The sequence below is a fragment of the Alteromonas sp. ABV4_150 genome, assembly GCF_056311745.1.
This window is the reverse complement of record NZ_CM149971.1, coordinates 3,544,507-3,557,639: the sequence shown is the minus strand read 5'-3', so window position 1 is coordinate 3,557,639 and position 13,133 is coordinate 3,544,507. Positions and strand designations below refer to the sequence as shown.

General features: G+C 44.2%; 10 protein-coding genes. 2 read left to right on the top strand and 8 right to left on the bottom strand.

Features of this window, described 5'->3' with window-relative positions; translation table 11 throughout:
• Window positions 1-67: 67 nt before the first annotated feature.
• The 3 genes from ACYX4M_RS15400 to ACYX4M_RS15390 all read right to left on the bottom strand — a co-directional run bounded on the left by ACYX4M_RS15400 (window position 68) and on the right by ACYX4M_RS15390 (window position 3,464).
• Entirely contained in the window at window positions 68-487 is a 420-nt protein-coding gene (locus ACYX4M_RS15400; protein WP_476080769.1) for a hypothetical protein, read from the bottom strand.
• Window positions 487-2,151 (bottom strand): S41 family peptidase, encoded by a 1,665-nt coding sequence (locus tag ACYX4M_RS15395; protein WP_476080768.1) that lies wholly within the window; start codon window positions 2,149-2,151, stop codon window positions 487-489. Before ACYX4M_RS15395 ends, ACYX4M_RS15400 begins: the two co-directional genes overlap by 1 nt.
• Window positions 2,152-2,333: 182 nt before the next feature.
• Complete coding sequence (locus tag ACYX4M_RS15390) at window positions 2,334-3,464, bottom strand: strictosidine synthase family protein (RefSeq protein ID WP_476080767.1); 1,131 nt, start codon at window positions 3,462-3,464, stop codon at window positions 2,334-2,336.
• A 225-nt stretch (window positions 3,465-3,689) separates the two neighbouring features.
• Between ACYX4M_RS15390 and ACYX4M_RS15385 the strand changes: the two genes are divergently transcribed.
• Window positions 3,690-4,268, top strand: coding sequence for a demethoxyubiquinone hydroxylase family protein (locus ACYX4M_RS15385; protein WP_476080766.1), 579 nt, complete (start codon window positions 3,690-3,692; stop codon window positions 4,266-4,268).
• A gap of 327 nt (window positions 4,269-4,595) precedes the next feature.
• Here the strand turns inward: ACYX4M_RS15385 and ACYX4M_RS15380 are convergent, their stop codons facing one another.
• From ACYX4M_RS15380 to ahpC, 5 genes are all read right to left on the bottom strand, one after another.
• Window positions 4,596-6,095 (bottom strand): PepSY-associated TM helix domain-containing protein, encoded by a 1,500-nt coding sequence (locus ACYX4M_RS15380; RefSeq protein ID WP_476080765.1) that lies wholly within the window; start codon window positions 6,093-6,095, stop codon window positions 4,596-4,598.
• Window positions 6,096-6,105: 10 nt separating this feature from the next.
• Window positions 6,106-6,642, bottom strand: coding sequence for a hypothetical protein (locus tag ACYX4M_RS15375; protein WP_476080764.1), 537 nt, complete (start codon window positions 6,640-6,642; stop codon window positions 6,106-6,108).
• A 9-nt stretch (window positions 6,643-6,651) separates the two neighbouring features.
• Window positions 6,652-8,814, bottom strand: a complete 2,163-nt coding sequence (locus ACYX4M_RS15370) for a TonB-dependent siderophore receptor (protein WP_476080763.1) — start codon at window positions 8,812-8,814, stop codon at window positions 6,652-6,654.
• A gap of 262 nt (window positions 8,815-9,076) precedes the next feature.
• Window positions 9,077-10,666 carry an alkyl hydroperoxide reductase subunit F gene (ahpF, locus tag ACYX4M_RS15365; RefSeq protein ID WP_476080762.1) on the bottom strand — a complete coding sequence of 530 codons (1,590 nt, stop codon included), beginning with the start codon at window positions 10,664-10,666 and terminating at the stop codon, window positions 9,077-9,079.
• A 171-nt stretch (window positions 10,667-10,837) separates the two neighbouring features.
• A complete protein-coding gene (ahpC, locus tag ACYX4M_RS15360; protein WP_461851522.1) occupies window positions 10,838-11,395 on the bottom strand; it encodes an alkyl hydroperoxide reductase subunit C in 558 nt (185 codons plus the stop codon).
• Between the two features lie 301 nt (window positions 11,396-11,696).
• Here ahpC and ACYX4M_RS15355 point away from each other — a divergent pair, with 301 nt between their 5' ends.
• Complete coding sequence (locus ACYX4M_RS15355) at window positions 11,697-13,025, top strand: DUF2252 family protein (protein ID WP_476080761.1); 1,329 nt, start codon at window positions 11,697-11,699, stop codon at window positions 13,023-13,025.
• Window positions 13,026-13,133: the final 108 nt, after the last annotated feature.

The window sequence follows — 13,133 nt, the reverse complement described above, 5'->3', positions numbered from 1 at the left end:
TTAATAATAGCACTGCGCTATTTCAGCTAACTATTTATGTATACAATCTTTATTTACCAGCTTTACGCTAACGCTCAGTCGTGATTTGGTAGCACTTCATATTTTCAAGTTTGGCCAGCTCACCAGTTTGATCATTTCGCAGCAAGCAGTGTTTGCCATCACTTAGTAACGTGAAGCTGTACACAGGGTTATCATGCCTTCCTTCAACGGGTAACCCCCTGCTATCTACCTTCGCTTTTCGTTCAATTGTAATGTTTGAAGCTTTGCTAAACACATTATCAGCAACAGTGATGGGTATACCGCCGAACCAGTTGCTGATGGTATTTTCAATAGTTTGCTTTTGGCTTGCACTCGTGCTGTTAGTGATTGCTTTATACAACTCAGCCTCCCCGCTTGCAGCACAACCAATGACCAATGATAGCACTATAGCAAGGGCTGCAGCTGGCAGCCCTTTGCTTTTAGCTTTACCTCTACCGAATAAAACCATCAGTCTTGTTCCTGGAAAACGGGCTGATTAATCTTGTTATGTAAGATAAAGTTTTCTCTGCGCGTTTCGGGTGTGTCGATAGGAATAAGCTTTTCACCTACTAGCGCGCTATGATTACTGCGCAGTGCTTTTACATCAGCCATGCCATTGCCCGATACCACTTCAGGGCATGCGCTCGTAGCTGCAAATTCTAATGCTGCAGACAACATACCTTCATTTGGGTCACTCAAGCTTGCAGTAAAGTCATCTTCAACTTCACATCCTGGCAGTTCAAAATCGAAGTTCGGTGTATTGGTTGGCATAAAGCCATCGGCATAATCCCCAAAGCCTTTATTGTTCACCCCTTGAAACTGAATAGTGAAGTAAGTTTCACCACAGTTGTCTGTTGGATAGAAACCATAAGGCTTACCGCACGTTGTAGAGCCAATTTGTACTACCTCAACGTCTATACCGCGAAGAGCATTCATTACCGCTTCACTGGCTGAACACGTTGCATCTGTTGAAATTACATAAACACGAGTCAACGAAAGGCTCGGCAGTAAAGTATCGGTAAGCCGTCCGGCGTTATAATCGATAACATTGCTGTAAAAAGGCGTAGGACGTATTGTCTCACCAGTTACGGGGTTAGTCGTTGGGTTTTTATCGTTAAATCTTAAGGTTTCAAACGTAGCGTTGTTCGTTTGATTCGGGCCCGCTACCATATAAGAAAGCTGTGAGGCTAACGCCAAACGCCCCCCACCGTTGTAACGTAGGTCCATTACTAACTCGGTAACATTCTGTTCAACGAATGTATCAAAAGCCTCGATTAGCCCTTCCTGCGCAGTAACAATAAAGGCATTGAACTGGAAGTAGCCTGTTTTACCGTTTTCCGTATCTAGTACCTTAACGTTTTGAACAGGCGTTACGCTCACATCAGTAGAGGTAATATCTACAGACATAGTCGTACCGTCAACCAGTTCAAATTCAAAGCTTGTAGTGGTTCCGGCATCATCAGGAAACAGTCCATCGTTTAAAGCGTTTACACCTTGTTGGGTATTGTCATTAACGAAATCAACGCCGTTAATACTCACAACCTTAGCGCCTCGCGGCACATTCGCTGCAGCAGCAGGTGAACCAGGCTCAGTGAACCGCACCGTTAGCTCTCTTGGTACCGTGTTTGAGCCAAATTCCCAATCAAAACCAAATCCCGACTCTATGCCAGATTGAGATAGTTCGTTGTATTCAGCAGTGTCTTGTGAAAAATGAAAATTATCTTTTGGCGTGCCACTTGGCGTTAGTTCATTGGTTTTTAACTGGTCAAAGTATGCCAATACTGAAAAGTTTTCTGGGTCGTTATCGTCTACTTCGTCGTACCATAGGTAGGTGTCGTTAGTCCACGAGCGCAGCCACAGCTTTTCATCCATCGCGGTGCCTTGCGTATCTGGGTAGGCACTTCCGGTAAAAGGGTCGATGCCAGTTCTTGGCGTTTCACATTTTGCGATGAATTGAGATTGAGGCTCATAGACGCCGGCTTCCCACTCAGGTGCAGACGTAACGGGAGTTGTTGGTGTAGTAGGTGTCGTTGCTACAGGCGGGGTACTGGACGAACCGCCACCTCCTCCACATCCCGTGAGAAGTGAAATCGTGACTGCAAGTGCAACTGAAGTATACAAATACGCTTTCATAAATAGATGCCCAAAATGAAAAGTTCACCGGCCTTTATACGCTCGATAAAATTATGACGACTCACACTAGCATAATTTATAGTGGTATAGCTTTGTAAGATTACCTAGGTAACAAAAGTTTAAACATTGATTAAATGTAACTAAATTTTATCCAATTCTACGCACCAGTCGGATTATCGCCACTAGTTATTGCCACTGTTAGCATCAATATCTATTACAGTCACGTCGCTTGTTGGGCGTTTTTTATCAAGAGGCAGAATTCCCACAGCAGGCGCTTTTAAACTACTAATAAACAAGCCATGCTCTGTTTCTATAGCGCCAGTTACAAAGGGATAAGCGCCGCTTGGATCTTGAAGAGATTGAAGCAGCTTACCACTTTCGCTGATTTTTAGAAGATGCCCATACGCTTTCCCTTGAGGTCGTATGAACTGTGGTAAACGCTGTACTATTTTACGAATAAAGGGTTTATCTGATAGCCCGTCCACTGGTGCTGAACGCGGTGAAGCCAGGCCTAGATAATAGCCGCCGCTGGAAGCCTGGCTGATATTGTCAGGGAAACCGGGTAAGTTATCTATCACCACATCCACCCTTCCTTGTTGAGGACCTTTTAGCCAGTAGCGCAAAACTCGGTACTTTCCTGTCTCGTTAAATAATACAGAGTCTTGGTCATGACTCATTGTTACGCCATTTGCGAAAACTAAACCGTCTATCAAAACCCTGCTCGAAGCAGTTAATGGATCGTACTCAATTAACCTGCCATTCCCTTTGTGCTCTAGAATTTCTAGCAAGCTTGCCGAAAGCGTTCCACCATGATCCTTCGCGACAAACTTGGTGGTCGCGTCGGTAAAATAAACCTTTCCATTTTTTGCTATATCTACATCATCGGCGTATACAACGGGCGTATTCTCTACCTGATTAACAAGCGTTTTCAATTCGCCTTTGGCGTTTACAATTAGCAAACCTCCATGGGCATCGGCGATTAGTAGGTTTCCCTCGTTATCGTATTCAAGACCAAGTGGGCGGCCGTTGGTATTAATCCATGGTGTAAATGACGTTTGCCCCTGTTTCATTAATAAAACCGTGCCAGAATGCGTTGCTGTGGCGATGGTTCCCTCTTTATTTATCGCAAAATCTTCCGGCCCCTCTTCACCTTTCAAATGAATAAGCGAAAGCTCTGACAACAGCGAATTTTCTGTAAAGCCTTTTGTAAACCCGCCATTTTTCGGTGCTTGCCAACTGACTGGTTCGATGGGTACCGGCCACAATATTAAATAGGCAAAAATTAAAATAAGTGAACCCCATAGCACTTTCATTCACGCACTCCTTTTATATTTTTACTTACCTTAGCAAGCAACGTTGAACTACTCTGCTTTCATTTTTAAATAGAGCACTATTCACCAAAGCTTTAAGCGCTTCAAAAAAGCTAGGCTAAATTCGTGCATCAATAAGTGAATGAGCAAGCGCATTACAAATACGTAAGGCGGCATCCATATAATCATTTCGCGCGTTTTGTTAGTAAAACGCTGTTGGAGTACGTCATGCCATTTTATGCAAAGCTACTGGGAGCTAAATACACTAAGCAGGTAGATAAGGAACTACGTGCAAGTCATGCTGGCGAAACTGGCGCCGTTTGGATATACCGTGGGGCCATGGTTGCTGAATTTATCTCTAGCCTATTTCGCATTAGCAAAAGTAAAGACGGCACAGAACGCTTTATAAGAGAGCACCTTGAAACGGAGCGTGCGCACCTTGCTATTTTTGAAAGTGAAATGCCGCTGTTTAGAGGCAGCTTCATACTGCCACTATGGATAGCCGCGGGCTTTATAACCGGCTTCTTACCGCGCCTTTTTGGACAGAACTGGTTTTTCTATACCATTTATTGTGTAGAGGGATTTGTTGATTTGCATTATGACGAGCAGTGTAAAAACATGTCGGCATTATCTACCCCGCCATCAAACGTGATAGAGAGGTTTAAATACTGTCAGGAAGAAGAGCAGCACCATAGAGACGAAGCGTTAGCAATGATGACACGGCAACCATCTTTACCGATGAGGTTGTGGGGGCGCGCAGTAGAAAAAGGGTCTGCGTTGGCAGTTGCTGTCGCCAAATTAATTTAGATTGATACTCTGCAAATGACCTGAGTAAACAACAAAAACAGTTTCGCGGATAAAAATAGGAAAGAACGCTACAACATGGGAAAGAAAAACAGGTTAAAACCACCTAAGCCGTGTGACAACTGCGGGATTGAAGCTGACACTCAATTTCGCGTTCGACAGAGTGAGAAAGACGGCTGGCATATAGTGTGTAAAGCATGCCAGACCCTTGCGAAAAATGTGGAGGGCTACACGTATGGCGGGACGTGGAAAAGAGCAAAGCGCAACTAAGGTGATTACATCAAGGGGCGAGTTAACTGCACTAACGCCCCCTGATAATGATTTTAAGATTTATGCGTTAACACTCGTTCCTCGAGCTTCTTGATTTCTGTCGCCTCGATTTACTTCGCTATGGCCATCGTGAACATGATTAGCGCGAATTTTCTCCGCTCGTTTCAACAACGCAGTAGCGCGGTATAAGCTCCAGATCACGTACATTGCCATTGGAATATTTAGCTGAAGTGATGCAATAGAAAGCGCAGCACCTTGGTGTACGACAGCATAAGTGACTAAAAGTACCAGTACACTGAACCCAGATATCATCAACCACACTGGCTTTGTCAGCGATTTAACTGCCACGGTCACAGCCGTATTGAGTAACATTATGCACCAATATACGGCGATAAGAGAACCGGCAAAAAACATATCAACGGCTGCGGTTAAGGCCAGAGCGCTGACACTGCCCCAGACTACGGCGTACCAAAGTCTGCTCGCTAACGGTGGGTGGGCTTTTTTAGACAGCCAAATTTCCATACCAGAAACACATAGCATGGTTAGCATTACGCCTAATACAAAGTAAAACCACTTGCTGGTTAAGCCAGCAAAATCACCAAAATGAAGTCGATACATGGCCCATACAAGTTGCTTGCCCCATTCTCCGTCTTCGTAGCCAGCATCACCGATATAATTTCCAGCAGTATCAAAGCGATATCCTTCAGCATAAATCATGCGGTTCGGCGCTTTGGCATAAATCTCAATGAACTGCTCGGGCTCACCGACCTCGTGCACGGTTAAGAATATTGGAGACTTTTCAGGCGCAAGCGTTTCCATTTGCGCAAAGGCTTTCCCAATAGCGGGTTTACCTTCTTGGGGCGTTAATACTGGGTCGGGTGTGAAAATTTGGTCAACAACTGCATCCCTATCGCCGTCATAGTTGAGTGAAGCAACGACCACTAAAATAATGCCCGCCACGCCGAAATAGGCACCCGTAATCCCTATGATTAGATGAAATGGCGCAGCCCACAGACCAAAACGATTGTGCAAGTCTATTTGGGCTTGTTGACCATTACCGCCTCTTCTCAGTTTGAATGCATCTTTCCCAATTCGTTTATGGGCGATGATCCCCGTAATAACTAAGGTACATATAATGGCGCCTAGGGCACTGACTAAAATCATTCCCCAGCTATGCGGCAGGTTTAAATATAAATGCAGGTCCACCAGCATTTGCGTGAAAGACACGCTTTCTTCTTCAAGTAAATTACCTTCGCTATCGGCAAAATACGCTACGTGGTCGTTTTCAACCACCAACCTTGGAATATCAGATGTAGGAAACACAGCAAAGAGATGGTGAGACTCTTCGGTATGTTTAGCTAAGAAGCTATCCATAGCTTTTTCAATGGCCTGCGGAGAAACATTCTCCATCTCTTCAATATGTGGCTGCTCCCACCTTTCAAACTCTAGGTGAAATACGGCAACCGTTCCTGAAAGGCATACTAAAAAAAGCAGTACACTTAAAAACACACCAACCCAAGTATGTGCATTTAATGCATTTTGTTTTGTAACTTTATCCATTGATATTCACCTACATGGGTAAGAAGACAAGTATTGGTACACAGGCCGCAGACAAGGCTGCGTAAGCACCAATGACTTTAAATTTGTGAGCGGTAGCAAGGTAGTGATAAACGAAAAGCCCCCACAAAACTGGCAGTAGAACCGTACCCGTAGCTAGCTGGCCTGCGATAGAAAATGGAAGCAGCGCGCATACGCCTAGCGTTATTAGAACGCTAACAACCAATAAAACAACCAGTACCACTAAATAGTTTGCAACATTTGCCAGTACAGTACCTCTTGCAAAGTCAAAGCTTCGCGGCTGAGGTACGTTTTTAGGCTGTGGCAAAAACGTTTGATTTAATGCTATGAACGGCCAGACAAGAATTGCAGGAATACATAACGCATATAGTACGCCAAACTCCCACCCTTGGGCGAACGACCAGCATACCGCCGAAACTAGCCATACGGCTAAACCTAAATAAAGGTAAGTTGACGCTTGCTCACGCCAACTTTTATAAACAACCCCTAAGGCCGCGAGTGTTAAACCACCTGCTGCAACTGAAAGCATGATCATTCCTTAAAACGAATAGGTAAGCGACGCGTTTACTGTTCTACGTACACCTGGGAAACAATCCCCTCTGAACAAACACGACGTTAGGTATTTCTTATCAGTAACGTTTCTTACATTCAGCTGCAAATTCACGTTACTCGATAGCTCGTACGCCACCATTAAATCGGCCAATGTATAGCTAGGTGTTTCATAGCGAATAGCGCCATTATCTGAGACCGTTTCGCCGACATAGCGTACACCCGCACCTATGGTTAGCGCTTCAAGCTCAAGGGGAGAGTAATTAAGCCAAAGCGACGCATTGCTATCTGGCTGAGCTGACAATGAGAAACCGTTAGGGTCTTCTGCATTCATAACAGACGCAGCAAATTGCGCGGTTATCTCCCCAAAGTCCAAACGCCCTTCCAGTTCTATACCTTCGATAGACGTAACACCCTGCTGCTGGGCGGCTTCATCGGGTAAACCATTTGGATTAGGAAGGTTAGACACTTCAATATCGTAATACGCCAACGTTATAAAACCCGGAAAGGCTGATAATTCATACTTGATACCGGCCTCGTATTGCCGGCCTTCTTCTGGCTTAAGCTGATTGTTGTTGTTATCTAATCCCACCACAGTTTCGAATGACTCAGCATAGCTAAGGTAGGGTGAGATACCGTTATCGAAGCGGTATAACACGCCAGCAGAGTAAGAGGTTTGCGTATCGTCTTGTTCCGTCACGCCGGTATCATTGTCAACGCGATCGTGACGCAAACCCAACGTCATGCGCCAGTTTTTATAAGAAACCTGGTCTGATAAATACAACCCTGTATCTGTAACAGTTTGTTCCGGCGCATCGTTGTAAATTGAATCAAAAACCGCTTGCTCTGGCGCACCTGTATATACAGGGTTGGCTAAATCTAAAATGTATCTAAAGTCACCTTGTAACACCCCTCCACCAGCATAATACGCTGAGTTAGCGTCTGTTTTAACATCTTGGTATTGCACACCCGCTAGCAACTCGTGCTCAAAAGAGCCGGTTGCCAAGCGCTTATTTACACGAATATCAAAAGCGTGTTGCTTAAACGTATTATCAGCCTGATAAAAGGTTCTTGGCACGAAGGTATCAGCAGGCGCGACAGGCGCTCCTACAAAGGCGTTTAGGTAGCGCGTCCCACCTGTAAAAGTAGGCCACGCCTGATGGTAGTCTGCCTCGCCGTCTCGCCAAAGGACGGTAAATGAAAGTGACGTGGTATCGTCAATCACGTGCTCGCCAAGTAAGGTAACCTGATTTGACTTGGTATCAAATTTATTAAATTCGGGCTCGCCTGCGTAAACATCCTGATCCGGCAGATAGCTACCATCTGCCAAAGGTAATAGTGTGCCCTCTACAGGAATGAACTGTGCCGCAGTATCACTATCGGTATCCTGAAATAAGCCAATTAAGGTTAGCGTTGTATCATCTGACGGCATAAAAGAAAGTGAAGGCATAAGCACTTGCGTGTCATCACTGACATAATCAACCTGAGAGTCGGCATTGCGATAAATACCAACAAAGCGCCCTACCCACTTATCATCCTCAGACAGGCTGCCGTTTACATCCAAGGCAATTTGCGCCCGGTCGAAACTTCCATAAGACAATACAACTTCACTTCCCTTACCTAACGTGGGCGTCTTTGACACATAGTTCATGATGCCGCCCGGTGAGCCTTGTCCGTAAAGCACAGAAGCCGGACCTTTAAGCAGCTCAACCTGTTCCATTGTGTAAATTTCAGCGCGCGTTGAATTGTAGCTGCCAAACAACTCTTGAATAGAGTCGCGATAGCGAGGAATGCTTAGTCCTCTCGAAGATATTGAATCAACTCGTGTGGCGTATCCATAAGATTCACCGGTAACACCAGCCATGTAAGTAGCTGATTGGGATAGATTTAAGGCGCCTTTTTGCTTTAAGTCTAATGCCGTTTCAATTGATATAGTACGTGCAAGTTCAACGATTGGCGTATTAGATTTAGTAGCACCGAAGGGAGAACGCGTGCCAAGTACCTCTATCTTTTCAACTGCTATTTGCTCTGAAGGTGTAACTTGGTTGCTGCTTTCTTTCAAAGCTTTTGCAGTGTTAACGTCACTGTCTTGGGCATTGGCATAAGACACCAATACAGCCGTTACCGCTAAACTGGTTAATTTTTTGTTCATGTCGAGTGTTATCTTCTGATTATTTTGTTATGTCTTGTCCGCTTATTCACTCTGAAAATGGCGAATACTGCGTGACTAATTAATACTTTCGTTTAATCTAACAAAATAACATACAAATGATAACTACTTTCATTACTATTATTAAATGCAAGCACCCAATAATAAAAATAATGAAGCATTCGTGACTGAAAACGATCTATAAAAAAGCCGAACTAACAGTGTTAGTTCGGCTTTTTCGTACTCTTAATTTACCAACTAGCTACTATGCAGCTTCACTCTCGTCTTCAGTCTCAACCACTTCATGGCTAAGCAAATATTCAAAGGCCGCCAGTGACGCTTTAGCGCCTTCGCCCATCGAAATAACGATTTGCTTATAAGGCACAGTCGTCACATCACCTGCGGCGAAGATACCCGGCTCAGAAGTATGACACTTGGTATCAACAACAATTTCACCATACTGCGTCATCTCTACCGTGTCTTTCATAAACTGACTGTTAGGCACTAGACCAATTTGAACGAATACACCTGCAAGTTCGCGAGTGTGAACTTCATTGGTTGAACGGTCTTGATATTCAATTGCGTTCACCTTGCCATTTTCAGCGGTAATTTGTCGTGTAGCCGCATTTTTAATAATGGTAATGTTATCGCGCTTTTCAGCCTGATCGATAAGGACCTGGTCTGCTTTAAGCTCTGGCATAAACTCGAATACCGTTACTGACTTTACGATACCTGCCAAGTCTAGTGCTGCCTCAATACCAGAGTTACCACCACCGATAACAGCTACATCTTTACCTTTAAAGAACGGACCATCACAGTGCGGACAATATGCGACACCATTACCTACGTTCTCTTTTTCACCTGGAACACCAAGCTCTCTCCAACGTGCACCTGTTGCAACAATAACCGTACGGGTGCGAATTTGCTCGCCAGAGGAAAGCGTAATCGTTTTGATGTTACCTTTCTCGATGCTGTCTACGCGTACGTGTTCTTTAAGCGTGATATCGTAATCGCGGACGTGCTCCATTAGGTTACCTACAAGCTCAGGTCCCGTTGTTTTAGGCACAGAGATTAGATTCTCAATCCCCATAGTATCTTTGACTTGACCACCGAAAGTTTCAGCTACAATGGCTACTTTAAGGCCTTTGCGAGCACTGTAAATTGCAGACGCAACACCCGCTGGGCCGCCGCCAATAACAGTAACGTCTTGAAGCGGTAATGCGTCGCCTTTATTTGCCTCTTTAAGGCTAGGGTCACGCTCAATAAGTTTGTTGATAAGTACTGAACCATCAACTTTACCGTTCGCGAATAGCTCGCCATTAAGGTAAACGCTTGGTACACCTTGAATGTCGCGCTCTTGGATTAGGTTTTGATACAGCCCGCCGTCGATCATTTCGGTTTTGATGTTAGGGTTAATCAAAGCGAATTGATTAAGCGCCTGTACGACTTCAGGGCAGTTGTGACAGCTTAAGCTAATAAATACTTCAAAGTTAAGCGGCTCTTTAACGGCTTTAACCAATGTTTGAACGCTATCATCTAGCTTAAGTTCAGTGCCTGCTGCATGCAGCATGGCAAGTACAAGCGAGTTAAACTCATGGCCGCCCGGAATACCAGAGAAACGAATTCCAGTATCTTCTCCATCAGCCTCTAGTAGAAAGCTGATAGCGCTGCGTAGTTCACCATTAGTTTCACGCTCTTCTACGTTTAATTTTTCGCTTACTGAAGCAATGTCGGACAGAAACTTCACAAGCTCTTCGCGCTTGCTATGTTCACCGGTCTGTACGACAAAGGTTACGTTTTTTTGCATTGTCTCAGCATATGATTTCAATGCTTGTAAAATTTCTTTAGTTAACACGGTTATTCTGCCTTATTTTCGACACGCCGATCCCCGCCAACCTTTTAAGGCTAACAACATAAGCGGAAATAGGAAATTAACATCAGGGAGTGGAGACCCACTCCCTACAAACTATCTGCCTAACACTTCTGTTTACAGCTTACTGCTATGTTAGACACTAAGCGGTGCTGCTTAGATTTTGCCTACAAGGTCTAGAGAAGGAGCAAGTGTTTCTTCGCCTTCTTTCCATTTCGCTGGGCAAACTTCACCTGGGTTGTTTGCTACATATTGAGCCGCTTTAACTTTACGAACTAGGTCGTCTGCGTCACGGCCAATACCTTCAGAAGTGATTTCCATTGCTTGTACAATACCTTCTGGGTCAACAACGAATGTTGCACGGTCAGCAAGACCCATAGTTTCGCGCATACAATCGAAGTTACGCGTGATTTCGCCAGTAGGGTCACCGATCATTGCAAACTTGATCTTGTTGATCGTGTCTGAAGAATCGTGCCATGCTTTGTGAGTGAAGTGTGTATCAGTAGATACTGAGAATACTTCCACGCCACGAGACTGAAGTTCTTCGTATTTATCAGCGATGTCGCCAAGCTCAGTTGGGCAAACAAATGTGAAGTCAGCTGGGTAAAATACGAAAACTGCCCATTTACCTTTGATGTCTTCGCTGCTTACGTCTACGAACTCGCCGTCTTTAAATGCAGTTGCTTTAAAAGGTTTGATAGCAGTATTGATCAATGCCATGTTTAATTCTCCATTTGGTTTAAATATTTCCGCACACTAAATGCATACGGATACAAACTTTACGTATATTGTGTCGACATGGTTTTGCACTTTTGTGAAGATATTCACTTATGGTGAAATCCATGTCTCTTGAAACTGGTGATAAGAATAGCGCGCATCACTTAAAAAAACTAATTGGTAAAAATGAATCGCTTAATCAGGTTATTGAATTGAACGATGAAAATAGAATCAGTTAACTTACGGATAAGCGATACAACCTTGTTTTCAGCCTTAATATCTGCCGCGTGAGGAACAAATGACTAACCCCCGAATTCAACTGATTTCAGAAGAAATTAAGCGCATTGATAATCAAGCACCATCTCGAAGCTTGCCAAAACACACAAAAATGGCACACAGCCCCTTTGTATTTTATCGAGGAAGCGCACAATTATTTTATGCAGATATCAAAGCGGGTCTGATTAATTTTCCCAAAGAGTGCGATTCTCTTCCGCTGACCAGTGTGATGGGAGACTGCCATACCTCCAATTTTGGTTTTCTAACAGAGGAAGGCTCTCACGGAGATACGGTTATTTTTTCTCCCAATGACTTCGACGATGCCTGTGTTGGCAAAGCGCAATGGGACATACTTCGCTATCTCGTTTCGTTGCAGCTCGCGCAGCTACACTGTAGCGGCATCGTGGAAGGTAAATACTTCGGGGAAGACGTCGATACCACTAAGCCTGTTGTTACCCATCAACAAGTCATTAGTGCGCAACATGCATTTATCAAGCGTTATGTGGCGACTTGTAAAAGAGTTATTGAAGATGCCAGTATACTTAACGAAGCCATAGATTATTGTCCCGATGACGTACCGAGTAAACTCGCTAAGCTATACAAAAAAGCGAAAGCCCGAAGCGCTGGCGGTGAGGACTTTACGCTTAAAAGCGCGCTCGCTAAAGCGGTGTATTTCGATGGTAATACATTAGGTTTTAAACCCAACAGTGAAAAGTTCTCTACCCTAGATGAACGTGAATATGAAACATTACACGAAGCGTTTGCTCCTTACATGGACGACGCTATCGTTGATATTGTTAAACGCCTGAACGCAGGAACTGGCTCAGTGAATATGGCGCGCTATTATTTTTTAGTCGGGCCATCTAAACCGCATAGTAAAACAAGCTTTGCACATTGCCATATTGTAGAAGTCAAACAGCAGCGTGTTGCCGCACCCATTTACTATTTCCCAAACATCAACCCGGTAAACGGTTTAAATGCCGCTCACCTCACGGCTCGCTGCCAACGACGAATGCAAAGAAAGCCCGACCTTGTTCTTGACGAAGTTAAATTTGAAAATGCTCACTACCTTGTTCGCTCAAGGCATCACGCTAAGGTAGGTATCGATCCTCACGATATTGCAATGGGCAATAAAGCGATAAATGGTGGCTTTGAATACTTTGCAGAGTTATGCGGTTATAGCTTGGCGCTGGCCCACTGTCGTGGAGATAGAAGAAGCACGCGTTTCGCCCAATCAGCATCAAGTATTTTGTCACAAACAGAAAGCTTACTCATAAAAATTGCAAATCTCTATGCAGAGCAAGTAGTTGAAGATCATGCTTTATTTTCGCGTCACCTCGAATTTAATTGATACTCCGAGTGAATCTTTAATAGAAACAGAAGGCTGCAAAATAAAGGCAATAGCATTATTTATCGCTTGCGAAGGTATTTGAAAAGGAGTTAAGAGTACAAGTAAGTT